At 42.2% G+C, this 24,675-nt stretch carries 23 protein-coding genes; 7 read left to right on the forward strand and 16 right to left on the reverse strand.

The window, feature by feature from the left end:
* The first annotated feature begins 178 nt into the window (after window positions 1–178).
* A complete protein-coding gene (gene nrdD, locus EL144_RS04595) occupies window positions 179–2,305 on the forward strand; it encodes an anaerobic ribonucleoside-triphosphate reductase (protein ID WP_005703411.1) in 2,127 nt (708 codons plus the stop codon).
* 387 nt (window positions 2,306–2,692) lie between these two features.
* Window positions 2,693–3,220: an anaerobic ribonucleoside-triphosphate reductase-activating protein gene (gene nrdG, locus EL144_RS04600; protein ID WP_005703412.1), complete on the forward strand. Its 528-nt coding sequence runs from the start codon at window positions 2,693–2,695 to the stop codon at window positions 3,218–3,220.
* A gap of 144 nt (window positions 3,221–3,364) precedes the next feature.
* Here the strand turns inward: nrdG and mnmE are convergent, their stop codons facing one another.
* The 5 genes from mnmE to rpmH form a co-directional block, all read right to left on the reverse strand.
* Window positions 3,365–4,720, reverse strand: coding sequence for a tRNA uridine-5-carboxymethylaminomethyl(34) synthesis GTPase MnmE (mnmE, locus tag EL144_RS04605; RefSeq protein WP_005703413.1), 1,356 nt, complete (start codon window positions 4,718–4,720; stop codon window positions 3,365–3,367).
* A gap of 200 nt (window positions 4,721–4,920) precedes the next feature.
* Window positions 4,921–6,552 (reverse strand): membrane protein insertase YidC, encoded by a 1,632-nt coding sequence (gene yidC, locus EL144_RS04610; RefSeq protein WP_032994971.1) that lies wholly within the window; start codon window positions 6,550–6,552, stop codon window positions 4,921–4,923.
* Window positions 6,552–6,815, reverse strand: a complete 264-nt coding sequence (gene yidD / locus EL144_RS04615) for a membrane protein insertion efficiency factor YidD (protein ID WP_080987859.1) — start codon at window positions 6,813–6,815, stop codon at window positions 6,552–6,554. Before yidD ends, yidC begins: the two co-directional genes overlap by 1 nt.
* Window positions 6,770–7,138, reverse strand: a complete 369-nt coding sequence (gene rnpA / locus EL144_RS04620; protein ID WP_012771168.1) for a ribonuclease P protein component — start codon at window positions 7,136–7,138, stop codon at window positions 6,770–6,772. The genes yidD and rnpA overlap by 46 nt, the downstream gene beginning before the upstream one ends.
* Before the next feature lie 12 nt (window positions 7,139–7,150).
* Window positions 7,151–7,285: a 50S ribosomal protein L34 gene (gene rpmH, locus EL144_RS04625; RefSeq protein ID WP_005539760.1), complete on the reverse strand. Its 135-nt coding sequence runs from the start codon at window positions 7,283–7,285 to the stop codon at window positions 7,151–7,153.
* 429 nt (window positions 7,286–7,714) lie between these two features.
* Between rpmH and dnaA the strand changes: the two genes are divergently transcribed.
* The 3 genes from dnaA to recF are packed head-to-tail and all read left to right on the forward strand — an operon-like array spanning window position 7,715 to window position 11,261.
* Window positions 7,715–9,070 (forward strand): chromosomal replication initiator protein DnaA, encoded by a 1,356-nt coding sequence (gene dnaA / locus EL144_RS04630; protein ID WP_005703416.1) that lies wholly within the window; start codon window positions 7,715–7,717, stop codon window positions 9,068–9,070.
* Between the two features lie 10 nt (window positions 9,071–9,080).
* Window positions 9,081–10,181, forward strand: a complete 1,101-nt coding sequence (gene dnaN, locus EL144_RS04635) for a DNA polymerase III subunit beta (protein WP_005703417.1) — start codon at window positions 9,081–9,083, stop codon at window positions 10,179–10,181.
* Between the two features lie 3 nt (window positions 10,182–10,184).
* Window positions 10,185–11,261: a DNA replication/repair protein RecF gene (gene recF, locus EL144_RS04640; RefSeq protein ID WP_005703419.1), complete on the forward strand. Its 1,077-nt coding sequence runs from the start codon at window positions 10,185–10,187 to the stop codon at window positions 11,259–11,261.
* A gap of 44 nt (window positions 11,262–11,305) precedes the next feature.
* Here recF and EL144_RS04645 read toward each other — a convergent pair whose 3' ends face one another.
* Window positions 11,306–12,061, reverse strand: coding sequence for a class I SAM-dependent methyltransferase (locus EL144_RS04645; protein ID WP_005703420.1), 756 nt, complete (start codon window positions 12,059–12,061; stop codon window positions 11,306–11,308).
* A 180-nt stretch (window positions 12,062–12,241) separates the two neighbouring features.
* On the opposite strand from EL144_RS04645, the gene sodC reads away from it, so the two are divergent.
* A complete protein-coding gene (sodC, locus tag EL144_RS04650; protein WP_005703421.1) occupies window positions 12,242–12,811 on the forward strand; it encodes a superoxide dismutase family protein in 570 nt (189 codons plus the stop codon).
* Between the two features lie 74 nt (window positions 12,812–12,885).
* Here the strand turns inward: sodC and EL144_RS04655 are convergent, their stop codons facing one another.
* Genes EL144_RS04655 through EL144_RS04665 form a run of 3 tightly spaced genes read right to left on the reverse strand, consistent with a single transcriptional unit; the run spans window position 12,886 to window position 14,624 of the window.
* Entirely contained in the window at window positions 12,886–13,179 is a 294-nt protein-coding gene (locus EL144_RS04655) for a heavy-metal-associated domain-containing protein (RefSeq protein ID WP_005703422.1), read from the reverse strand.
* Between the two features lie 10 nt (window positions 13,180–13,189).
* A complete protein-coding gene (locus EL144_RS04660; RefSeq protein WP_005703423.1) occupies window positions 13,190–13,543 on the reverse strand; it encodes a hypothetical protein in 354 nt (117 codons plus the stop codon).
* Window positions 13,515–14,624 (reverse strand): transglutaminase-like domain-containing protein, encoded by a 1,110-nt coding sequence (locus tag EL144_RS04665; RefSeq protein ID WP_005703424.1) that lies wholly within the window; start codon window positions 14,622–14,624, stop codon window positions 13,515–13,517. Before EL144_RS04665 ends, EL144_RS04660 begins: the two co-directional genes overlap by 29 nt.
* Window positions 14,625–15,026: 402 nt before the next feature.
* Between EL144_RS04665 and EL144_RS04670 the strand changes: the two genes are divergently transcribed.
* A complete protein-coding gene (locus EL144_RS04670; RefSeq protein ID WP_032994973.1) occupies window positions 15,027–17,054 on the forward strand; it encodes a BCCT family transporter in 2,028 nt (675 codons plus the stop codon).
* Window positions 17,055–17,078: 24 nt separating this feature from the next.
* On the opposite strand, the gene EL144_RS04675 is transcribed toward EL144_RS04670, so the two are convergent.
* From EL144_RS04675 to nrfB, 7 genes are all read right to left on the reverse strand, one after another.
* Complete coding sequence (locus EL144_RS04675; protein ID WP_050332714.1) at window positions 17,079–18,290, reverse strand: BaiN/RdsA family NAD(P)/FAD-dependent oxidoreductase; 1,212 nt, start codon at window positions 18,288–18,290, stop codon at window positions 17,079–17,081.
* Complete coding sequence (nrfF, locus tag EL144_RS04680; RefSeq protein ID WP_005703428.1) at window positions 18,287–19,336, reverse strand: heme lyase NrfEFG subunit NrfF; 1,050 nt, start codon at window positions 19,334–19,336, stop codon at window positions 18,287–18,289. The genes EL144_RS04675 and nrfF overlap by 4 nt, the downstream gene beginning before the upstream one ends.
* Entirely contained in the window at window positions 19,333–19,863 is a 531-nt protein-coding gene (locus EL144_RS04685) for a DsbE family thiol:disulfide interchange protein (protein ID WP_032994975.1), read from the reverse strand. Before EL144_RS04685 ends, nrfF begins: the two co-directional genes overlap by 4 nt.
* Window positions 19,856–21,766, reverse strand: a complete 1,911-nt coding sequence (gene nrfE / locus EL144_RS04690; RefSeq protein WP_032994977.1) for a heme lyase NrfEFG subunit NrfE — start codon at window positions 21,764–21,766, stop codon at window positions 19,856–19,858. Before nrfE ends, EL144_RS04685 begins: the two co-directional genes overlap by 8 nt.
* 564 nt (window positions 21,767–22,330) lie before the next feature.
* Window positions 22,331–23,296, reverse strand: coding sequence for a cytochrome c nitrite reductase subunit NrfD (nrfD, locus tag EL144_RS04695; RefSeq protein ID WP_005703432.1), 966 nt, complete (start codon window positions 23,294–23,296; stop codon window positions 22,331–22,333).
* Window positions 23,293–23,970, reverse strand: a complete 678-nt coding sequence (nrfC, locus tag EL144_RS04700; protein ID WP_005703433.1) for a cytochrome c nitrite reductase Fe-S protein — start codon at window positions 23,968–23,970, stop codon at window positions 23,293–23,295. The genes nrfD and nrfC overlap by 4 nt, the downstream gene beginning before the upstream one ends.
* On the reverse strand, window positions 23,967–24,623 hold the full coding sequence (gene nrfB / locus EL144_RS04705; protein ID WP_005701609.1) for a cytochrome c nitrite reductase pentaheme subunit: 657 nt from the start codon (window positions 24,621–24,623) through the stop codon (window positions 23,967–23,969). Before nrfB ends, nrfC begins: the two co-directional genes overlap by 4 nt.
* Window positions 24,624–24,675: the final 52 nt, after the last annotated feature.

Here is a 24,675-nt window from a genome sequence, read left to right on the forward strand (position 1 = left end):
TAAAATTCTTTATTTTTTCTTTTCCTGCAAATATTCAGTAAAACCAGTTACTAACTTACCTCATCGTATTTCTAGTGTTCAAAAATCAGAATACACTATATGTTGTGTATTGAATTTATCAAAATATCTATATATAGTATTACCCATTTTAAAAACATACTAAATATAGGCAACTAACATGGGTACATTTTTCGTCATTAAACGTGATGGTTCACGTATTGGGTTTGAGATTCAACGCATTATTAATGCCATTAAAAAGGCGGCTCAAGCAGTGGGTATTCAGGATGAGCGCTTTTGTCATGACATTGCACAAAAAGTCAGTAATGACATTTTTGCCCATCATCAGCAAGAAATTGACATTAGTCACATTCAAAAAATTGTAGAAAATCACCTGATGGCAAGCCGATATCCGCAAATTGCACGCGCTTATATTGAATATCGTCACGAACGTGATATGGCGCGTGAAAAACGTAGTCTATTGACGAAAGAAATTGAGGGGTTGATTGAACAAAGTAACGTAGAATTACTCAATGAAAATGCGAATAAAGACGCCAAAGTGATCCCAACTCAACGGGATCTATTGGCAGGCATCGTGGCGAAACATTATGCAAAGCGTTACATTTTGCCACGTGACGTAGTCGAAGCACACGAAAAAGGTGAAATCCACTATCACGATTTGGATTATTCACCATTTTTCCCGATGTTTAACTGTATGTTAGTCGATTTAAAAGGCATGTTGACCCAAGGCTTTAAAATGGGCAACGCAGAAATCGAACCACCAAAATCTATCGGCACTGCTACTGCCGTCACGGCTCAAATCATTGCCCAAGTGGCTAGCCATATTTACGGCGGTACCACCATTAACCGAATTGACGAAGTGCTTGCGCCTTATGTGCAGTTAAGCTATGAAAAACACCTGAAAAACGCGGAACAATGGCATATTCCGGATGCGCAAGGATATGCGCAAGCATTAATTAAAAAAGAATGTTTCGATGCATTCCAGTCCCTTGAATATGAAGTGAATACCTTACACACCGCCAATGGACAAACACCGTTTGTCACCTTTGGTTTCGGCCTCGGCACAACATGGCAAGCACGTTTAATTCAAAAATCGATTTTACAAAATCGAATTCGCGGTTTGGGCAAAAACCACAAAACACCGGTATTCCCGAAACTGGTCTTTACTCAACGTAAAGGGGTTAATTTAGAGTCAAACGACCCGAATTATGACATCAAACAACTTGCGTTAGAATGTGCCAGCAAACGGATGTATCCGGATATTTTAAATTACGACCAAGTCATCAAAGTTACCGGTTCCTTTAAAGCACCAATGGGTTGTCGCAGTTTCTTGGGTGCTTACGAAGAAAATGGTGAACAAATCCATGACGGACGTAACAACCTTGGCGTAGTGAGCCTCAATTTGCCACGTATCGCCATTGAAGCTAAAGGCGATGAAAAACGATTCTATGAAATATTGGATCAACGCTTGGCTTTGGCGAAAAAAGCCTTAATGACCCGCATTGCTCGTTTGGAACACACCAAAGCCCGCGTAGCCCCGATTCTCTACATGGAAGGCGCCTGTGGCGTGCGTTTGAAAGCAGATGATAACGTGGCACAAATCTTCAAAAATGGCCGTGCATCCATTTCTCTAGGCTATATCGGTATTCATGAAACTATCAATGCGTTGTATCACCAAGGGCATATTTACGATGACGAAATGCTACGTGAAAAAGGCCGTGCCATCGTGGAACATTTAAGCAACGCGGTTAAACAATGGCGCGCCGAAACAGGCTATGCCTTCAGCTTATACTCCACCCCGAGTGAAAACCTGTGCGACCGTTTCTGCCGCCTTGACACCAAACAGTTCGGCGTTATCGACGGCGTGACCAACAAAGGCTACTATACCAACAGCTATCACTTGGACGTAGAGAAAAAAGTCAATCCATACGACAAGTTAGACTTTGAAATGGTTTACCCACCATTGGCTAACGGTGGTTTTATTTGCTACGGCGAATACCCGAACATTCAACATAACTTGAAGGCATTGGAAGACGTGTGGAATTACAGCTACGACCGCGTGCCTTACTACGGCACCAACACGCCAATCGACGAATGCTACGAATGTGGTTTCACTGGTGAATTTGAATGCACCAGCAAAGGTTTCACCTGTCCGAAATGTGGCAACCACGACAGCGAAAAAGTTTCCGTCACCCGCCGCGTCTGCGGCTACCTAGGCAGCCCGGATGCCCGTCCGTTTAATGCAGGGAAACAGGAAGAGGTTAAGCGTCGGGTTAAGCACATGTAGTAATTCCTACTTTCTTGCTTGTGCAAGAAAGTAGCAAAGAACACACCCCGAATAAGCCGCTATTCTTCGCTTGATTACAAGTTTCTTCACGGAAATTTTCGAACTCGCTACGCTCAAACAAAGCGAAAATTTCCTAAAACTTGTAAGTCGCTCAGGCGTCTTATACGGGGCTCTAATTTATTTGAGCATTATTCCAGAAAAGTGCAGTTATTTTTTTAAGTGTTTTTCAATAAAAATACATGAAAATTTCACCGTGCTTTAAAAATCATAAATGAATTACCTTCTTTACCGTCTTTATTCAACTGAATTTTTAGAAAACAGGGCAAAGCAGGGCGTTTTTCTTTTGATTATTTTTCTTTGACGAAACAATAACGAAGATAAATCAATATGAACTACCTCCAATACTATCCCGTTGACATCGTCAACGGCGAAGGCACGCGTTGTACGCTTTTTGTCAGCGGCTGTACTCACGGCTGTAAGGGTTGTTATAACCAAAAAAGCTGGTCGTTTAGCGCCGGTGTGCCGTTTGGTAGTGAAATGGAAGAACAAATTCTCAACGATCTCAAAGACACCCGTATTAAACGCCAAGGTTTGACCCTCTCCGGTGGTGACCCTTTGCATCCGAGAAACGTAGAAGCACTGCTTCCTTTGGTTCAACGGGTAAAACGGGAATGTCCCGACAAAGATATTTGGGTCTGGACTGGCTACAAATTAGAGGAGCTGGATGAATATCAATGTCAAATGTTGCCTTATATTGATGTGTTAATTGATGGCAAGTTTATTCAAGAACAGGCAGATCCCAGCTTGGTTTGGCGTGGTTCAGCTAATCAAGTGATACATCGCTTTAAACAAGTCAACCCAAGCCGATTTGCTCACAATCAAACACAGGATCTCATTCAACGGTTTAAAATTTAAATACAGCTATTTCAATAGTATTGTGGAATTTACATAGTTTCTATATAGATAGAAAAACACCACAGAGTAGTCTCCTGCGGTGTTTTTATTTTCGAAAGTGCGGTGAAAAATAACCATATTTTCGACCGCACTTGATGTAGTAAATTACTTACCGATACAAAACGAACTGAAGATATTCGTCAATAAATCATCGGAAGTAAATTGCCCGGTAATTTCGCTTAAAGCACTTTGCACTAAACGGAGTTCTTCCGCCAACAATTCACCGGCATGGAATTCCGTGAGTTGCACGTGGCCAATTTGCAAATGCTGTGCCGCCTGTTCCAAGGCTTCCAAATGACGACGACGGGCCAAGAAACCGCCTTCCATACCGGTTTGATAGCCCATGGATTGTTTTAAGTGATCGCGTAATATTTCCACACCACGTTGCGTTTTTGCCGACAAACTCACCACAGTATATCCCTGCTCCTCATACAGTCCCTCTTGCTCACCGGTTAAGTCTGCTTTATTACGAATAATCGTGACAGGAATATGGTTTGGTAATTTTGCTAAAAATTCCGACCGCACTTTGCTTAAGTCTTGCTCCGTATCACTACCATCGAGCATCAATAAAATACGATCTGCCTGCTCGATTTCATTCCACGCACGGGAAATCCCTATGCGTTCTACTTCATCAGTGGCTTCACGCAAACCTGCGGTGTCGATAATGTGTAAGGGCATGCCATCTAAGTGAATGTGTTCACGCAATACATCTCTCGTCGTACCCGCAATGTCTGTCACGATGGCAGCCTCACGTCCGGCAAGGGCATTCAACAAACTGGACTTGCCCGCATTTGGACGGCCTGCAATAACCACTTTCATGCCTTCCCGCAAAATGGAACCTTGTTTTGCTTCGGCTCGAACACCATCCAGTTGCGCAATAATGTCGTTCAAATAGCTTTCAATTTTGCCATCGGCCAAAAAATCAATTTCTTCATCAGGGAAATCAATCGCGGCTTCCACATAAGTGCGCAAATAAATAACAGAATCTACTAACTGATTCACTTTATTGGAAAACTCGCCCTGCAAAGATTTCAGTGCGGAACGCGCCGCCTGTTCGGAGCTGGCATCGATTAAATCGGCAATAGCTTCCGCTTGCGCCAAATCTAATTTATCGTTTAAAAAGGCCTGTTCGGAAAACTCGCCCGGCCGTGCCAAACGAATGCCATCGATACGCAAAATCCGTTTTAGCAGCAAATCCAATACCACCTGTCCGCCGTGCCCTTGGAGTTCAAGCACATCTTCACCGGTAAAAGAATTCGGGCTTTTGAAATACAGTGCAATACCCTGATCGAGCAGAGTGCCGTCTTCATCTTTAAACGGCAAATAATCTGCCATTCTCGGTTTTGGACATTTCCCTAACACCGCTTGCGCTACGTCAATAGCTTTGGGGCCTGATACACGTAAAATGCCAATACCACCTCGACCCGGGGCTGTGGCTTGAGCTACGATTGTTTCTTTCATAAGTCTGCTCTCAAAACGTTTGATTTTTTTCTTCACAAGCTCGCTTGTTCATCCCTTACGGTACCGTTGGCAGAGCCAACGTTCAAAAAGCGTTGCGTTTTGTGACCGCACTTTATGACGCAAAAGTGCGGTCATTTTTTCATGCATTTTTTAACTAAAATAAAAGGCACAATGCGTGCCTTTTAATTCTCTAGATTTCGCTATTTTTTATAACGGGTATGTAACCCTTTTTTCTCTAAACCACGATAAATCAATTGTTGCTGAATAATCGTGATTAAGTTGGACACCAACCAGTAAAGTACCAATCCTGCCGGGAACCAAAGGAAGAACACCATGAAGATTAACGGCATGAAGTTCATGATCTTTTGTTGCATTGGATCAGCAACCGGTGTTGGTGACATTTTTTGTAACAAGAACATGGAGGCGCCCATTAAAATCGGCAGGATGTAATACGGATCTTGCGCAGACAAGTCTTGAATCCAACCAAAGAATGGTGCGTGACGTAATTCAACGGCTTCCATAAACGTCCAATACAAGGCAATGAAAATCGGCATTTGTAATAACAACGGCAAGCAACCGCCTAATGGGTTTACTTTTTCGTCTTTATACAACTTCATCATTTCTTGGCTCATGCGTTGACGGTCTTCACCGAAGCGTTCACGCATCTCTTGCAATTTCGGTTGCAACATACGCATTTTGGCCATGGAAGTATATTGTGCTTTGGTCAGTGGATATAAAATCGCTTTTACCACTAAAGTCACACAAATGATCGCCAAGCCCCAGTTGTGTACTAATTTTTGAATGAAAGTAAGCAACCAGAAAAGCGGTTTTGCAATAAACCAAGCCCATCCATAGTCAACGGTTAAATCTAAATGATTTGCCACTTCACCCATTTCATTTTGCAGTTTTGGACCGGTCCATAACTTGCTGGTCAAGGTTTCAGTGCTATTTGGTTGAATAACGGTAACCGGACCACGATAACCAATAGAGCCAGTATTATTGGCTTTGTCGGTTAATGTATAAAGTTGGTTATCCGCATCTTGATTCGGGATCCAAGCAGACACGAAATAGTGTTGTAAAATCGCTACCCAACCCGCTTTTGTGTTGATAGATAAATTTGCGTTTTCCATATCACTGAAACTGTATTTTTTGTAATTAGTTTCAGAAGAAGAATAAGCACCACCGGTATAAGTTGGCATCGCCACACTACCGGAGCTATCCACTAAAGAGTGTCTTAATTGGCCATAAGGCTCAACTTCAATGGCTTTATCGCTTTGGTTATTAATTTCATAGTTAACCGCAACATCATATTGACCACGTTTTAAAACGAACACTTTACGATAAGTCACACCATCGCGTTGGAAAGTGAAAGGAACAACCAATTCATTTTGGCCTTCCGCTAATTTGAAAGAAGACCCTTCCACTTGATACACGGCACGAGCGGATTTGGTGTCAATACCGTCTTTGCCGATTAAACCGCTTTGTGCGACATAAGTATGTTGTGGTGTGTTTTGTAATAACACGAATGGTGTTTTGGAATCCAATTCGGCGTCATATTTTAACAATTCGGAACCAACAACATCACCACCGACAGTATTGATTTGCAAACGAAATACATCATTTTCTAAAGTAATAACATTACCTTTGGTTTGAGTTTCGTTGACTACTGCGTTGGCATTAGAATTTGCAGAAGACGGAACATCAGAAACGGCTGTTTTTGCTTGTTCGGTAACAACCGGTTTTGGTGTGTGATAATCAAGCTGCCATTGCTGATAAACAATAAAAGACATGAAGAGTAATGCGATGACCAACAGGCCGCGTCTTGAATCCATTATTTATTCTCTGTTTTGTTATTATTGATCTTTGGTGGAACGGGATCGTATCCACCCTCACTTAAAGGATGACATTTTAATATACGTTTTATCGTAAGCCAACCACCTTTTAGCAGGCCGTGTGTTTTTAACGCCTCAATACCATAGCAGGAACATGTTGGTGTAAAACGACAGCGAGGGGCGATTAACGGACTAATAACAACTTGATAAACGCGAATTAATCCGATGAGAATTTTTGCGCCAAGTGAATGTGACGTAGCCATAATTTATCAAGGGTTTGCCATAAAGTGCGGTTGTCTAAACGACCGATTCCTTGTTTCGCGACAATGACAAAATCATAAGACGGTAAACTATGTTGGCTCAAACGAAAAGACTCACGGCATAAACGTTTAATACGATTACGCGCATTCGCTCGTTTTAAGTGCTTTTTAGCGACAGTTAAACCTAAGCGTGGATGCTCAAGATTATTTTTACGGGCAAGAATTGTAATTTCAGGTGAACTAGCGCGGAACGGCTGTTGGAAGACGTATTTAAAATGTTCGGGAGTTAACAAACGTAACTCCCTAGGAAAGTTTAGCTTAACCACATTAATATGCGATTAGGCAGATAAACTTTTACGACCTTTAGCACGACGACGGGCTAAAACTTGACGGCCATTTTTAGTCGCCATACGAGCACGGAAACCGTGAGTACGGCTACGTTTTAATACAGAAGGTTGAAATGTGCGTTTCATTATAGTGTACCTAAGAAAATAGTTAACTAACTGTTTCTATTTTAAACGTTTTCTAAAACGTTCAAAAAAACAAGGATTATCAGAAAATAAGGAACGGAATTGTAATCATAAATTCATCGTTCGTCAAATGAGATAAGGAAAAAACTTGGGAGTCTGGTTAAATTTTCCTCATCTACCGCGTTTGAAAGCGACGGAATTATACGTTTTTGGTTAAAAATGGCAAGCAACCTTTTTTGCTTTTTTTGAACACAGGTTGGAGATCTTTTTTTTCCTTTATTGTAAAATGATCGTCCTTCCAACCGCACTTTTAGTCAAAGATCCAATGTTTATGATCTTCTGCTACGATTTAAGTTATATAAAAACAAAGACATAGCTGGTTGGCAAGTAACCTACGGAAAATCATAAACCAATATACAAGGGATACGTAAAGTGGAAAACCAGCCTAATTCTCTCTGGCAAAATTGCCTGCTGCAAATTCAAGACAAAATTCCTGCTGACGATTTCAAAATTTGGCTTTATCCATTACAGGCTGATGTGACGGCAAATAGTATCTTACTTTATGCGTCAAATGCTTTTGTGCAAAAATGGGTGATCGATAATTATCTGCCGTTAATTACCGATATTGCCCAACAAACCAGTGCTAATCCTAACCTGACCGTATCGATTATTGAAGGTATTAAACCCGCCGCACCGAAAGCAGTCACAAAATCCAAAACGACGAGTACGCCAACTGAAGAAAAAGGTTCGAATAAATCCACCTACAACTCAAATCTTAACACCAAATTAGTGTTTGATAATTTCGTAGAAGGGAAATCTAACCAACTTGCCCGCGCAGTAGCACAAAAAGTGGCGGATAACCCTGGCGAACAAACGGCCAACCCGTTATTTTTATACGGCGGCACCGGCTTAGGTAAAACCCACTTGTTACACGCCATAGGCAACGGCATCATAGCGAATAACCCTAATGCTCGAGTGGTGTATATTCACTCCGAACGCTTCGTACAACAAGTCGTTACTTACATACGAGACAATAAAATGGAAGAATTCAAAAAATTCTACCGCTCTTTAGACGCCTTGTTAGTCGATGACATTCAATTTTTTAGCGACAAAGAAAAAACCCAAGAAGAGTTCTTCCATATTTTCAATACCTTATTTGAGCGCGGACGCCAAATCATTCTGACTTCTGACCGTTATCCACGTGAAATTGAAAAAATTGAAGAACGTTTAAAATCCCGTTTCGGCTGGGGATTAACTACGGCTATTGAACCGCCTGATTTAGAGACTCGCGTTGCTATTTTGATGAAAAAAGCGGATGAAAATAACATTGAATTGCCACACGATGTTGCGTTTTTTATCGGTCAGAAATTACGTACTAATGTGCGTGAATTAGAGGGTGCATTAAACCGGGTAAAAGCCATGCAGGAGTTTAAAGGCGAACCAATCACGATTGATTTTGTGCGCGAAACACTCAAAGACATGTTAGCGCTACAAGATAAGTTAGTGACCGTAGATAATATTCAAAAAGTGGTTGCTGAATATTACCGCATTAAAGTATCCGATTTAAAATCCAAAAACCGCTCACGCTCTATCGCACGCCCACGTCAAGTTTCTATGGCATTAGCCAAAGAATTGACCAACCGTAGCTTACCGGAAATTGGTAAATCCTTCGGCGATCGCGATCACACCACGGTATTACACGCTTGTCGCAAAGTTGTGGAATTGCGGGAAACCGAGCCGGATATCCAAGAAGATTGGGCTAATTTAATTCGAATTTTATCCGTATAGGAGTCATGCGATGCAATTTATTATTTCTAGAGAAAATTTATTAAAGCCATTACAGCAAGTGTGTGGCGTATTAAATAGTCGCCCGAATATTCCTGTGTTAAATAACGTCTTACTGCAAATTGAAAATAATCAATTAAACATTACCGGCACAGATTTAGAAGTGGAGCTTTCCACCAAAACGCCATTGCTTCATGCAGAACAAGACGGCAAATTCACGATTCCGGCAAAAAAATTCTTAGATATTTGTCGTAGTTTGCCGGAAAATGCGGAAATTACCGTCACATTTGAAGAAGATCGTGCTATTGTACGTTCTGATCGCAGTAAATTTAATTTATCCACGTTGCCGGCAGAAGATTATCCGAACCTCACGGATTGGCAATCAGAAGTGGATTTCACCCTTGAGCAAGCGACGCTACGCCTTTTAATTGAAGCCACGCAATTTTCCATGGCAAATCAAGACGCGCGCTATTTCTTAAATGGTATGAAATTTGAAACGGAAGGCAATTTATTACGCACCGTTGCAACCGATGGTCATCGTTTAGCGGTTTGTACCATTCCATTAGAACAAGATTTACAAACCCATTCAGTGATTTTACCGCGTAAAGGCGTGTTAGAACTGGCACGTTTGTTGGAACCAAGCGATCAACCGGCGCGTTTGCAAATTGGTACGAACAACTTGCGCATCCAATTAAATAACATCACATTCACGTCAAAACTCATTGACGGTCGTTTCCCTGATTACCGTCGTGTGTTGCCACGCAATGCGACCCGCATCGTTGAGGCAGGTTGGGAAACCTTAAAACAAGCCTTTGTACGTGCGGCAATTTTATCTAACGAACGTTTCCGTAGCGTACGCTTACAACTCAGTGAAAACCAACTTAAAATCACCGCCACCAACCCGGAACAAGAAGTTGCGGAAGAAATTATCGATGTCTCTTACAGCGGAGAAGAAATGGAAGTGGGCTTCAATGTCAGCTATATTCTAGACGTGTTGAATGCGTTGAAATGTAACCAAGTGCGTATGCGCTTAACTGATGCCTCTTCTAGCTGCTTAATTGAAGATTGTGAAGACGCTAGCGCAGAATATGTGATTATGCCGATGCGCTTATAATCTATGGCGATTTCACGTTTAACCGTTGAAAATTTTCGTAATTTACAAGCCGTGGATCTGGAATTGGATCACGGCTTTAACTTTTTGGTTGGCAACAACGGCAGCGGCAAAACCAGCTTGCTGGAAGCCATTTTCTATTTAGGTCACGGACGCTCTTTTAAAAGTGCGGTCAGTAATCGGATTATTTCTTACGATCACCCGCACTTTACCCTCTTCGGGCAAATTCAAGAACAGCAACATCAATGGTCAGTAGGCTTGCAAAAACTACGCCAAGGCAACACACTCGTGAAAATCAACGGCGAAGACGGCAATAAAATTTCCGACCTCGCACACCTGTTGCCCATGCAAATTATTACGCCGGAAGGTTTAAATTTGCTCAATGGCGGCCCAAGCTATCGTCGCGCCTTTCTGGATTGGGGCTTATTTCATCATCACGTGAGTTTTTATAATCAGTGGGCGAGTTTAAATCGTTTACTCAAACAACGAAATGCCGCCTTACAGCAAGTTTCCAGCTATCAACAGATGAAAATTTGGGACGTGGAATTGGTGAAACTTGCCGAGCAAGTAAGCCTGCTAAGAGCCGAATATGCGCAAGCCTTACAACCGGAAATTGAACAAACCTACCGTTTATTCCTGCCGGAACTAGACATTAGCGTGAGCTTTCATCAAGGGTGGGAAAAAGAGCAAAATTATGCCGAATTATTGGCGCGTAATTTTGAACGGGATCGCGCATTAGGCTATACGGTTTCCGGTCCACAAAAAGCCGATTTTCGCTTTAAAGCTAACGGATTGCCGGTGGAAGATATTTTATCGCGCGGTCAGTTGAAATTATTAATGTGCGCACTGCGTTTAGCTCAAGGCGAACATTTGATGCAAAAAAAACAGCGCCATTGTATTTTCCTCATTGATGACTTTGCCTCCGAGTTGGATCAAACTAAACGTAGTCTTCTCGCCGAACGCCTACAAAACAGCGGCTCACAAGTTTTTGTCACCGCCATTACACAAAATCAGCTCAACGAAATGCAACCGAAAAAGCACCGCACTTTTAAGATCGAGTCAGGCAAAATTGAATCATTATAAAAGAAATTAGCCTCCAATTTGGAGGCTAATCATAAGAAAATCGGTTATTTTTGACTACAAACCGCAATAAAATGCAATTTACGTTCAGGGTCATTAAAGGTTCTAAACATTTTCTTAAACTGATCACGATTTTCTGCTTTCATAGCATTTTTAATGATTTTCAGTGTCCCTAACACGCCTTCGTCATAAATCATTCCTTTTGGCGATAGCAGTGTCATCTCACCGGAAAAGGTTTCGATATTACGAAAACCACTGTCTAAAAACACCTGTTTCCAACCGTCTTTGGTTAATGGCGTTACCGTCACATTGATGGCATTACGCATATTTTCCAAAATAGTTTTATGGTCATCCCCCACTAACATCACATCGTGGGTCAGCAAAAAGCCATTCGGTTTTAGCACACGGAAATATTCGGCAACCGCCTTCATTTTGGCTTCAACAGGCAGCATGGTAAGCATGGCCTCATTAATCACAATATCGAACGTATTATCTTCAAAAGGTAATTTCATCGCATTGGCGCGTTGCACATGAATTTTGTCCTGCAAGTTATTCGCTGCAATATTGGCCTTAGCTTTTTCTAATGCATTCTCATCTAAATCGACACCTTCAATCTGGCAACCATATTCCTTAGCCAAACCGATAGCTGTGGTACACATATTACAAGCCACTTCGAGTACTTTTTTATCTTTACTAAAATCACCGCTCGCAATTAACCAATCGGTGGCTTTACGACCACCCGGACGCAAGCGGGTTTTGCCTAAACGAGCCAAGAAATTATGGCCAATCTCTTCTTTACCCATCTGATTTCTCCTTAATAAAATAGTAACAATTACTATTATAAATAAATATTATTTCGATTAAAGGAAAAAGATAAAAAATTTAAATGACTTTGATAGCTAATAACATACTAAAAATACTCGATTTATTCCCTAGTTAGGTTAGAATATAGGAGGTTTTTTTAACACAAAAGGAGTCAATAAATGAAATTAAAAACTCTCTTAGCTATCAGTGTCAGTGCAATCTGTGCTGCAGGAATGGTCAATGCGTATGAACACAAACATGACCATATGGCACCTACCGGTGCTTCCATTGAAGTGAAAGTGCAACAACTTGACCCGGTTAACGGTAATAAAGATGTGGGTACTGTAACAATTACCGAATCCAACTACGGCTTGGTATTTACACCAAACTTAAGCGGATTAGAAGCGGGCTTACATGGTTTCCACATCCACCAAAACCCGAGCTGCGAGCCAAAAGAAAAAGACGGTAAACTTACTGCAGGCTTAGGCGCCGGCGGTCACTGGGATCCGAAAGAAACCAAAAAACACGGTTTCCCATGGCAAGATGATGCGCACTTAGGCGATTTACCCGCATTAACTGTATTACACGATGGCACAGCCACCAATCCGGTTCTTGCACCACGTATAAAACACCTTGATGAAGTTCGTGGTCATTCCATCATGATCCACGTTGGTGGCGACAACCATTCTGACCACCCTGCTCCACTTGGCGGTGGCGGTGCACGTATGGCGTGTGGTGTGATTAAATAAGCTGATTGTTAGAAATAAAAAAGTGCGGTTAAAAAACGTTGAGAATTTTAACCGCACTTTTATTTTCAAAGGATTTACTTCACCACTTCCGCCGTGTAATTCAATTTATGAATCGCATTAATCAACTGTTCATCAGGCACTTTAGGGTCTTCCACCACAGTAACCGTACCATCTTTAATGGAAGCTTTAGTTGAAATCACGCCGTCAATATTACGCAATTCTTTGTTCACCAAATAAGCACAAAGCTGGCAATTCATTTCTTTCACTTTCAAGACAATTTTCTTTTCTGCTTGTACAGGTGCCTCTTCGGCATACGCAAAAGACAGGGCAAACAAAGAAAACAAAAGTGCGGTGCATAACTTTTTCATTTTTTCGTTCCTAATCAGTTAATTCTAATATCCACGGCAACAAGGTTAAGAAAAATAACATCACGATAAATACGACCCAATATAAAACAATGAGCTTTTTACGGGAAATGTATTTGCTGCAAATAATTCTTTTGGAAAACATCAGTAACCAAAAACCGTAAGCAAAAGCACACAATGACACAATGAGCATCGGCATGCGTAAATAATCATACTCGCCAAAACCAATCAACCATGTAGATGACACACCAAAGAGCAAATAAATCAAAGGTGCAATGCAACACAAGGTGGAAGCCACCGCAGCACTCAGCGCGGTGGCAATGGCAATCCAAAAGGATTTATTGGAGCTTTTTAGAGACGTAGTCATATTTAAATGCTTTCGGGTCAAAGGAATTGAGTGGATCGCCACCCACTTCGGCATACGGATAACCAAAGTTGTTGATTGGCGCCAATTCCGGTTGTGGATACAACTCGAAGTCGCGTGCGTGGTTAAAGCCTACCCAGTTATTTTCCCAGTTACCGAATAAATATTTCGCCACGGCTTGAGTGTCTTTATCTTCCACGGATTTTTTCTCTGCCAAACGCATTTTTGCCACGTCGGCAGAATCCACCGGCACCCAACCGAAGCCGGCCAGATAGAATTCTGCGCGGCAGTGTTGACCGCCACTCACATTCGCCACACCATGTTCATCTGCGCTACCGAATGCGCTTTTAGAATATTTCCCCATTTTCTCCGCCGCACCTAAGCGAATACCGAAAATTTCACGGGCAGGAATCCCTGCTGCACGGGCAAGTGCCACAAAAACGGAGTTAATGTCGGTACATTTGCCTTTTAATACACCGGTGGTTAAGATTTTTTCCACATCGCCATCACCACAGCCTAAAACGGAATTATCCCGTTCCATGTTACCCACAATCCATTGGTGAATCAGCTCAGCTTTTTTCAACGGATTCGTTTCTGCGCCCACAATCTTATCGGCGAATTGTTTCACAATGCCATCGGTTTTAATGTGTTGCGTCGGTTTCAAATATTCCTGCACATCCACAGAATACTGAATGTCTTTCGGTGGCTTGTAATTATCCAAAGCACCTTTTGCCATCGGCTCGCGATCTTTGGTTTCAATCACCATAGTGACTTTTAAATCACCTTTTTGCGTCTCTTTATCCCAAGTCACAAACAAGGTTTTTGCGCCGTATTTGTTGTTTTCCGTCACATAGGCATCCAAATAATTGCCTTCAAAGCGAATAGATTTAACTTGTTGATATTCCCCGTTAAACGGCAACGGCACCCACAAATTAGCCTGACCTAGCGAACCTTTCGGCGCAATTAAATCGTAGGTTTGGGTAAATTCATACAGATGGGAATCGGTGTTGTAATTTGAAATGTGGGTATTGGCATAAGCCATTGAACACGCGGAAAGTACCGCAGTGGCGATAAGATGCTTCATCCTGAAGACTCCTTAGTCGAAATTAAAGTTAAACTTAACATTGCACCACAGAAGTGGATGAACGCTATACTAATGAAAATCCTCCACAAGCTCAACGTGTTTTAGGGATTATTTTTAAACAGAAAAACACTTGGAAATCCGACCGCACTTTAATACGCTAAAACTCGCTTTTACCTGTTCACCAGCATGTTTCTTACACATCAACTTTCCAAATTTGAAATAATCAATATTTTTTGCTATAATTACACCAATAAAAAGAAACAATGTCTTATATTTCTACAAATTATTTCTATTAAATAGTGCTGATTCATAGGCCATCCATTCATCATTTTTAGCTTATTTTTTATACCAATTTTAATCTTTCATCTTTGTTATTTTGATTTTTTATAGGAGAGAATAGTTTTGCCTTTGTCCCGATTTTTACAACGAAAATCCTCTTTTAATCCCTTAGTGATTTGCGTAACGTTATTCTTTGTTTTATTGGTAGTCAGTATCACCTTGGTAATGCCGGAGCAAGCCAATGCGTTGCTGAATGCGGCAAAAAGCAGTATTTTTAAGAATTTCAGTTGGTTTTATATCCTCGGTTTTTCAATTTTCTTATTCTTTTTGTTGACCTTATCCATCAGCAGTTTTGGTAATATCAAATTAGGCATGAATGAGGAAGAGGCGGAATTTGGTTTTTGGGCATGGCTTGCAATGCTATTTGCCGCGGGGATGGGCGTGGGCCTGATGTTCTTTGGGGTGGCAGAACCACTCACGCATTATTTATCTTCTATCACTACAGGCGCAAGCGAACATAAACAGCAGGAAGCCCTGTTGCATACAGTATTCCATTGGGGGATTCACGCATGGGCAGTGTATGCGGTGATTGCCTTAGCGCTAGCCTATTTTGCTTTCCGCTATAAATTACCTTTGGCCTTACGTTCTTGTTTTTACCCACTGTTAAAAGATCGCATTAACGGAAAAATGGGCGATATTATTGATATTTTAGCCTTAATCGCAACACTCTTTGGAATTATCACAACCCTTGGTTTCGGTGCGGCGCAATTGGGCGCAGGTTTAGAACAATTAGGCTGGATTACAGAAAATAGCTTCCCCATTCAAATTGCAATTATTTTTGTCGTCATGGCGATGGCCGTGACCTCAGCCATTTCAGGCGTAGGCAAAGGCGTAAAAACATTGAGTGAAATAAACCTCAGTCTAGCACTGCTCTTAATGATATTTGTGTTGCTTAGTGGCCCAACACTGTACTTACTTTCCGCCTTTAATGACAACCTCGGTACTTACTTAAGTAATTTACTCCAACTTAGCTTTAAAACCTATGTGTATGAACAGAACAACACCGAATGGTTTAGCGGTTGGACGGTTTTATACTGGGCATGGTGGTGTTCTTGGGCACCATTTGTCGGGTTATTTATCGCCCGTATTTCACGTGGTCGTACTATTCGTGAATTTATCTTCGGCGTGTTGGCTGTTCTGTCTCTTTTTTGTGTGATTTGGTTCACTATTTTCGGTGATACCGCTATTTGGATTAACGAACGTTTGGCTAATGGTGCATTAAGCGAATTAATTAACGTACCGGAAAAACTATTATTTAAATTCCTGAATTACTTACCGCTCCCCACTCTCACCGGCTTACTTAGTCTGTTGGTTATCTCGCTGTTTTTCATTACTTCGGCAGATTCGGGCATCTATGTGTTAAACAATATCGCCTCACGGGATAAAAGTTTATCGGCACCCCGCTGGCAAGCCATTATGTGGGGTTTATTAATGTCCATTGTGGCCATTGTATTGATGCGCTCAGGCGGACTTCCGATATTGCAAACCATGACGCTCATTGTGGCGCTACCTTTCATGTTATTAATGCTCATCATGTGCGTGAGCTTATGGAAAGGTTTGAATGCCGATCAAAAATACTTCACCACCAAAGTGACGCCGACCAGTGTGTATTGGAACGGTGAGAATTGGCAAGAACGATTGGAACAGATTCTTAATCAAACCCAAGAACAGGATATTTTGAAATTTCTTAAACGTACTGCACTCCCGGCAATGCGTGAATTGCGTCAGGAACTGATTGGTAAATATGGGTTAAGCGTACATATCAACACCTATTTTGAACAAACCGAACCTGCCGTAGAGTTCATTATTCAGAAAGAATCGCTGCGTGATTTTATGTATGGCATTAAATCGGTGGGTCGTGAAGTGTCCGAACAATTAATTAACGACGATCACCTACCACATATTCAACATAACATGACCTACGAGCCTTACACCTACTTCTTTGACGGGCGAATCGGCTATGACGTGCAATATATGAATAGCCAAGAATTGATTGCTGATATTTTGAAACAATATGAACGCTATTTGAGTTTATTAGCCGATGTGGGACAAGAATTGATGTCTCATCAGCAAACGGAGCTTGCCGAATAACCTTAAATACAGCAATGCCGTCAATTATGACGGCATTTCTTCTCTTTTCAAGCCAATCGCCTGCGCACAGGCATAGGCAGAGCTCCACGCCCACTGAAAGTTGTAACCGCCAAGCCAACCGGCAACATCTAATACTTCGCCGATAAAATACAAGCCTTGCACGTGATTGCTTTCCATGGTTTTGGAGGAAATTTCATGAGTATCCACGCCACCCATGGTCACTTCTGCAGTGCGATAGCCTTCTGTGCCATTCGGTACAAACTGCCAGTGGTGGATTAAATTCACCACATTTTCTAACCGCACTTTGCTTAATTGGGCAATGGCTTCGTCTTGTATAAAACCTTGAGCAAGCCATAATTCCACCAATTTTTTGGGTAATAAACGGCTTAATACGGTTTTTAACTGTAATTTCGGTGAAGATTGGCGCAGTTCGTTTAAATGATGACGAATATCGTTATAAGGCAATAAATCAAGATGAATGCTTTCGCCCGGTTGCCAATAGTTGGAAATTTGCAGAATGGCCGGCCCGGATAAACCACGATGGGTAAAAAGCATTTGGTGGGTAAAGGTTTTGTGCTGATTAGTCGCCGCCACATCTAAGGAAATGCCGGATAACGCGGCATAAAACTTGTCGCATTCGCGCCAAGTAAAAGGCACCAAACTCGCTCGTGGCGCAATGACATGAATGCCAAATTGTTCGGCGATTTGATAACCGAAAGGTGTCGCCCCTAAACCCGGCATAGACAAACCGCCGGTAGCAACGACTAAATGAGTACAATACAATGTCTCACCGTTTGTCACGACAGAAAATCCATTTTCCGTTTTTGCCACAGCAGAAATACTTTGCCGTAAGGCAATCTCCACACCATATTTTTGACATTCCGTCAGTAGCATATTGACGATATCTTCTGCCCCGTTATCGCAAAACAGCTGACCGAGCTCTTTTTCGTGATAAGGAATGCCGTACTCTGCCACTAAACCGATAAAATCCCATTGGGTAAAGCGTTTTAAGGCAGATTTCACAAAATGGGGATTTTGGCTGAGATAACGTTCTGAAGAGAGTTCCATGTTGGTGAAATTACAAAAGCCTCCACCGGACATTAAAATTTTTCGACCTGCTTTCTTGCCGTTATCTAAAATTCTGACTTTGCCACCGCACTTTGCCAATTGCGCCGCACAAAACAAGCCTGCCGCCCCCGCGCCGATAATCAGCGTTTCAATGGCATGCTGGCTCACTGCAACTCTCCCTTCTGCATGAAATCGACCATTTTCATTTTCTGAATGGTGGCACGACGATCCACCGCGGAGTTGCCTGAATCTAAAATTTGCTGCCAATAATCAAGTGCAGTGGAATAATCGCGTGTTTTTAAGGCTTCTGCCGCCAACAAAGATAACGCGGAGACTTCTTTCGGATCTTGTGCCAACGCTTCATTCAAGAATTGTTGCACCTGTGGCGTAATCTGTTGATTTGCCTGAAGATATAATGCCATCGCCATCAAGCCTTGCGTGGTCGGCTGACGGCCACTAATTCTTTCAGCATTGTCATAACAAACAAGGGCGCTATCAAAATCGTTATTCTGCATATACGCGTCACCCAGCTTAATCCAGTTTTCCGCGCTATTCGGATCTTGGCGCAATTTATCCTGAATTTTGCCGATAATCGCCTCGGTTTTATTTTCTTCCGGCGTTTCGAGTTGCTGATTATGTTGTGCAATTTGTTCCTGCTCACCTTGCTGTGCACGAGAAAAGCGTTCCAGAGAAAAATAATACGCGAAAGGAATGGCAAGCAATAAAGCAAAAACCAGGAGCGTCGATTTAAGCTCAAATTTGACCGCACTTTTCTCTTGTAGGGAGTGAAAGTGCGGTCGATTTTCCACCTGTTTTTCTGGTTCAAGCGGTGATGAGCTGCGACTGGAATACCAAATCAACCCAAATGCCACCAACAACAATCCTGCCGGCAGTAACCAAAGCAATGCCGTGTTCCATTGAAACGGTGGCTTATAATTGACGAAATTACCGAAACGCGCGGTCATGGAATCAATAATTTGCTGATTGGTTTTACCTTCATTCACCATGTTATACACCTCGATGCGCAAATCGTAGGCAATAGGTGAATTAGACTCGACTAAATTCTGATTTTGACATTGTGGGCAACGTAAAGATTTCGCCAATTCCACGGCGCGGGTACGATCCGCCTGGTTATGAAATTCAAAGGTATCCACCATTTCAGCAATGGCATTGAGACTGATCAATAAAAAAATTAACGCGAAAAATCGTTTCATGGTTGTAATAGCTGGTTAAGTTGAGGCACGAAAGTTTTTTGCCAAATTTCCCGATCTAATAAGCCGGAATGACGATAACGAATAATGCCGTTGGCATCCACTAAATAGGTTTCCGGCGCGCCGTCCACGCCAAGTTTTAACGCCAATTCACCACGGCTGTCATCAATGACTAAGGTGTAGGGATTGCCCATATGTTGCAGCATCGCAATGCCATTTTGCGGTTTGTCACGATAGTCCACGCCCACGATAGGAATCTCTTTTGCTAACTCAAGCAATAATGGGTGTTCTTGCTGACAATAACCGCACCAGCTTCCCCAAATATTGATCAAAAATGGGCGTTTCGGAAAATCTTTCGGGCTGAGTGTTTGACGATTATCCAATAAACTCGCCTGATAAAACTCAGGTACAGGCTTATCAATTAAAGCGGAGGCAATTTTTTTCGGGTCTTGATTCAATCCCGCCAACAACAAAACACATACACCAAGTAACAATACTAATGGCAGGAAGAAAATCATTTTTCTATTCATCACGTTTTCCTCTTCGCTTCATCGTCAATACAGAACACAATGCACCAAATGCCATCAATACACCGCCGAACCACAACCAACGAATCAACGGTTTATAATGAAGGCGGAACGTAAACTCTCCCTTACCGAGCGGATCCCCCATAACAATATACAAATCGCCCCAAAAACCGCCGGACAGTCCCACTTCACTCATGGTCATGGTACGCACATCATAATAACGGCGTTCCGGCTGTAATTCGGCATACGGCTTACTATTTTCTGTCACGCTAAACGTCGCCACTTCAGCCGTAAAATTTGGGCCGATTTCATTGGAAAATCGTTCATAGTGAAAATTAAATGCACCAAGTTGTTGGCTTTGTTGTAGCGATAAACGTACACCGATTTCACTACCGAAATAACTGCTCATGACGGCGCCCATCGTTGCAATAGCAACACCGCTATGTGCAAAAATCATCGCATAGTGAGAAAGACCTAGCTTACACCAGTTTTGCCACAACGTCGCCAATAACAACCAAATTGCTAAGGTCAGTAGAAAATAGGCTGTCCATTTAAACTGTAACGCGCTGTCATTTTGCATAAAGTGGTGAATGGCCAAATAGGAAAGCAACAACGACGGCAACAATAACCCAGCACGTTTTAATAAAATGCGTTTATCCGCTTTCGCCCAATGCAATCCAAGCGAAATCACCATGGTAATTAACACCAACGCAATCAGCGGAAGGAAAATACTGTTGAAGTAAGGCGCACCAACAGAAATAGAACCCCAATTCATAGCTTGGAATAACATTGGATAGAAAGTGCCGAGAAACGTGCTAACGGTGGCAATGCTTAATAAAACATTCAAAAAAAGCACCGCACTTTCTTTGGAAAGTAACTTTAATTTAACAGCTTGTTGCTGCATATTCGCTTTGAAAGCAAACAAACCGAGCGCACCGACGGTAAGCAAGAAGAAAATAACAAACAGTGCCGTACCACGTTGACTATCTACCGCAAAAGCATGTACGGAAGTCAATGCGCCTGAGCGCACAATGAAAGTGCCGAGTACACTGAGTGCGAAAGCTAAAAGCGAGAAAAGCGTCGTCCAATAATTAAAAATGCCTCGTTTTTCACTGACAATTAAACTATGTAACAGCGCCAAACCTAATAACCAAGGCATTAATGAAGCGTTTTCTACCGGGTCCCAAAACCACCAACCACCCCAGCCAAGTTCGTAATACGCCCACCACGCCCCAAGCACGATACCGAGGGTTAAAAACAACCAAGACACCAATACCCAAACACGCATCACGCGGGCAATTTGGCTTTCTAGATGTTGATGCAACAATGCAGTAATACTCAAGGCAAAATTTACGGCAAAGCCGACATAGCCAAGATATAACAATGGCGGATGAAAAATCAGCCCCACATCCTGTAACATCGGATTCAAGTCCCGGCCTTCCAATGGTGCTGGAAATATGCGTCCATACGGATTAGAGAAAAAAACGATAAAAACAGCAAAGCTAAAACAAATTAAACCTAGAATCACCAAACTCTGCGCCACAAAAGTGCGGTCATTTTTTCGATTAAATAATGCAAACAGCACAACCCAAACAGAAAGTGAAAATAACCAGAACAACATTGAACCTTCATGCCCGCCCCAAGTCGCCGCAATTTTAAAGAAAGTCGGCAATTGAGAATTCGAATGGGCTGCGACATATTCCAACGTAAAATCATCGGCCGCAAAGGAATACGCCAAAATGGCAATGGCGGCTAAAGTAAATAAGCCGAAGCAATAACTTAATCCCCAAGCCAATTGGGTAAGCGAGGGCTTACGTAACCAAAGCCCGAGTTGTGGAACGACCGAGAGAAGAAGCGCGCTCATCATAGCAAGAAGAAGAGAGATAAAGCCAAGTTCGGGGATCATAAAATAATCTCGTGTGTTTTAGGTTGTCATGTTGGTTTGGTGGATGATCACTTCAGGTTTCGCCTGCATTTTATACCTCCTCTTTAACAAAGAAGAGGTTAGGAGGAGATTTTGACGATATTGAACAACCTATAAGGTTGAAATCACTTCTGCCAAATCTCCCCTTCCCCTCTTTGCTAAAGAGGGGAAAGTTAGATAAAAACGTTTAAAGTTTTAACCGCACTTTACTCGTAGAAAGAACAAATCAGGTTCCCTTCTTTGCCGCCTTTGTGGAGTTGAATTTGTAGGAAAATTTTCGCTTTGTTTGAGCCACTCAGGTGGCGAGTTCGAAAATTTCCGTAAAGCAAATTCAATGGAACAAAGGACAAAATGCAACGCATTTTGAGTGTTTGCTATGCCAACGCCCCCGAAGGGGTGAGCAAGTCAGCTATGCTGAGTTGCGAATAAACAAGGCAAAGCAGGGTTGCCTTTCTTTTGGTTACTTTTCTTTGGCAAAGCAAAGAAAAGTAACGACAAACAAAAAGGCGTATTTTACTACGCCTTTCAATATAAATAAAAACCTTATCACGCGGTTGTAAGCTGTCCTGCGTACAAAATAAAGTACCGCAAACACAACACCCCAATCAAGTCGAAAATCGACACAAAAATGATAAAGTTCTTGTTGTATTTTAAGCTATCTTTCGCGGCTAAGTTCCCCAAGAGCGGGATGACGATACCAATAAAGAATACCCCAATCCAGAAGACTGCGCCCCAGAAGCCGGATAAAGCATTTTGTAACGCAACAACTTTTTGACCGCCACCAAAATAAAGCCCGACAAAAAAACATACCAATAAACCAAGTTCGGTCACCATAATCGGCACTTCAAATTTATGAATGAAGTGAGATTCGTGGGAATCACCTCTTAATTTACCTGCAATCAGGATAAATAAGAAGGTAGCTGCGATACCTGATGATGTACCAGAGGCTAAGAATAGCGCTGGTAATACTGGATTATTCAACATCGGATAGCTAATTAACGCGGAAAGTAAGAAACCTGTATAAGCCCCTAATACAGCGGCTAAAATGAACAGGATAACTTCACATTCACCTACCAAGCGTTCAAAAGCGCCAATCCATTTCACTAAAAAACCAAACTTCGGCATGAAACGGTTGATAAAGGCAGCAATGTCTTCTTTGAAAATCACTGCGCACCATAACACAAGGAAGAGCATATACACTTGGAATAACATTACCCCCATGGACATTACGGAATTAAATTGATAATTAAACATCAACTTCCAGAACGTCCAAGGACGAGCCAAGTGGAAAATTAACAGGATTAAACCGATTAGCGTCGGTACGCTACCCAATACGGCAGCAGCACGGATAATCCAGTTTTTGCTTGGATTTTCAAGTTTATGACTACGTTTATAAGCGATTGCTAGTTGTACTGCACCGGAGGAAATACCAAGCAAGAACAGATAGATAGCAATTGTTGAATCCCACACCAAATTTGGTGTGTGAAACGGAACAGGATAATCTAATGTCATCTTCTTGGTTCTCCGTGTTGGAATGGAATATGGTAAAGGTTCGGTTGCGTACCTAATTCCACTTTCGTGCGGTAAACTGGGCTTTGTTTCACTTTGCGTGCTACTGAGCTAGTCGGATCGTTCATGTCACCAAAGGTTAACGCTTTGGTCGGACAAGCTTCCACACAAGCCGGTTGCTTACCTTGTGCCAAATTCGTGTCACGACAGAAGTTACATTTATCGGCGGTTCGATGCACAGGATGGATGAAACGCACGCGATAAGGACAGACTGCAACACAATATTGGCAACCGACGCAAAGATCTTTGTGTACATCCACGATTCCCGTGTCAGGATCAATGAACGATGCACCGGTCGGACAAACGGCCACACAAGGTGCATTAGTACAATGTTGGCAAGATTGACGGAAAAACTCGTACTCTTGATTCGGGAATTCCCCATAAGGTTCGCTACGCAGGATTTCTAACCGTGAAACACCTTCAGGTACTTGGTTGGTTTCACGACAGGCATCCATACAGGCGGTACAGCCGATACAAGCCGTTTCGTCATGTACCATTGCATAGCGTTTCGGTTTATCCGCCTTTTCCTCTTTTGCTAAAGAGGAAACTGATGTTCCCGTCATAAGGATTAACGCCCCCATGCCGGAAACAAAGTTTCGGCGTGAACAGGCTGTCATTGTTTATCCTTTTGTTCGGTTGATTGAGTTTGTTCTTTTTGTGCCTTGCGTTTTTGTTGTTCACCATGACAATCCACGCAAAGTTTCACGCGATTTTTCGGTGTAATACCTTTCATCGGCTCTTCTTTCGGGTGTAATGTGTGACAACTTGCACAAGGCAATTTCATCGCATGAACATCATGCGCCCAAAGTTTTTCACGAAGTTTTTCCGGTTGGTGGCAAGAGAAACATACTTGGTTTTGTTCTTGTGCGCTATACATTGGTTTTTTCTCTCCAAAAATATCGCCGTCAAAACGCATAACATCTTTTGCACCACGACGGTGATCTTCAGAAATATTGCCATGGCAGTTCACACAATTAATCGGTTTACCGTTATTCGGGTTTTTCTGATTTAAGTGCGCTCCATGAAATTTACCAAAATGCAATTCACCACCGGATTGATCCAAGGTTTGGTTTTTATCGACTTTGTCAAATTTATGACATTTTGCACAGTACTGGTTTGGATCGCGTTGATTATCCAATTGCGGTTCGTAAGTGAGCTGTTCCATCGTGGTCGGCTGACTTTCCGCTTGTACTACCATCGGCACAACAGCCAACATTGCAAGCAATGTGAAAGCTTTTGCCGGTTTGCGGAGTAAGTAAGTTAAATTCATTCTGATTACCTCAAATTTGCTTTTGAAAATGACCGCACTTTTATGTATTGCA

Source organism: Aggregatibacter aphrophilus ATCC 33389, from assembly GCF_900636915.1.
GTDB lineage: Bacteria > Pseudomonadota > Gammaproteobacteria > Enterobacterales > Pasteurellaceae > Aggregatibacter > Aggregatibacter aphrophilus.

Excerpts from the sequence above, each read along its gene's own strand:
- nrdD (WP_005703411.1), top strand. The coding sequence starts at position 179 with ATGGGTACATTTTTCGTCATTAAACGTGATGGTTCACGTATTGGGTTT.
- nrdG (WP_005703412.1), top strand. The coding sequence starts at position 2,693 with ATGAACTACCTCCAATACTATCCCGTTGACATCGTCAACGGCGAAGGC.
- mnmE (WP_005703413.1), bottom strand. The coding sequence starts at position 4,720 with ATGAAAGAAACAATCGTAGCTCAAGCCACAGCCCCGGGTCGAGGTGGT.
- yidC (WP_032994971.1), bottom strand. The coding sequence starts at position 6,552 with ATGGATTCAAGACGCGGCCTGTTGGTCATCGCATTACTCTTCATGTCT.
- yidD (WP_080987859.1), bottom strand. The coding sequence starts at position 6,815 with ATGGCTACGTCACATTCACTTGGCGCAAAAATTCTCATCGGATTAATT.
- rpmH (WP_005539760.1), bottom strand. The coding sequence starts at position 7,285 with ATGAAACGCACATTTCAACCTTCTGTATTAAAACGTAGCCGTACTCAC.
- dnaN (WP_005703417.1), top strand. The coding sequence starts at position 9,081 with ATGCAATTTATTATTTCTAGAGAAAATTTATTAAAGCCATTACAGCAA.
- recF (WP_005703419.1), top strand. The coding sequence starts at position 10,185 with ATGGCGATTTCACGTTTAACCGTTGAAAATTTTCGTAATTTACAAGCC.
- EL144_RS04645 (WP_005703420.1), bottom strand. The coding sequence starts at position 12,061 with ATGGGTAAAGAAGAGATTGGCCATAATTTCTTGGCTCGTTTAGGCAAA.
- sodC (WP_005703421.1), top strand. The coding sequence starts at position 12,242 with ATGAAATTAAAAACTCTCTTAGCTATCAGTGTCAGTGCAATCTGTGCT.
- EL144_RS04655 (WP_005703422.1), bottom strand. The coding sequence starts at position 13,179 with ATGAAAAAGTTATGCACCGCACTTTTGTTTTCTTTGTTTGCCCTGTCT.
- EL144_RS04660 (WP_005703423.1), bottom strand. The coding sequence starts at position 13,543 with ATGACTACGTCTCTAAAAAGCTCCAATAAATCCTTTTGGATTGCCATT.
- EL144_RS04665 (WP_005703424.1), bottom strand. The coding sequence starts at position 14,624 with ATGAAGCATCTTATCGCCACTGCGGTACTTTCCGCGTGTTCAATGGCT.
- nrfF (WP_005703428.1), bottom strand. The coding sequence starts at position 19,336 with ATGAAACGATTTTTCGCGTTAATTTTTTTATTGATCAGTCTCAATGCC.
- EL144_RS04685 (WP_032994975.1), bottom strand. The coding sequence starts at position 19,863 with ATGAATAGAAAAATGATTTTCTTCCTGCCATTAGTATTGTTACTTGGT.
- nrfE (WP_032994977.1), bottom strand. The coding sequence starts at position 21,766 with ATGATCCCCGAACTTGGCTTTATCTCTCTTCTTCTTGCTATGATGAGC.
- nrfD (WP_005703432.1), bottom strand. The coding sequence starts at position 23,296 with ATGACATTAGATTATCCTGTTCCGTTTCACACACCAAATTTGGTGTGG.
- nrfC (WP_005703433.1), bottom strand. The coding sequence starts at position 23,970 with ATGACAGCCTGTTCACGCCGAAACTTTGTTTCCGGCATGGGGGCGTTA.
- nrfB (WP_005701609.1), bottom strand. The coding sequence starts at position 24,623 with ATGAATTTAACTTACTTACTCCGCAAACCGGCAAAAGCTTTCACATTG.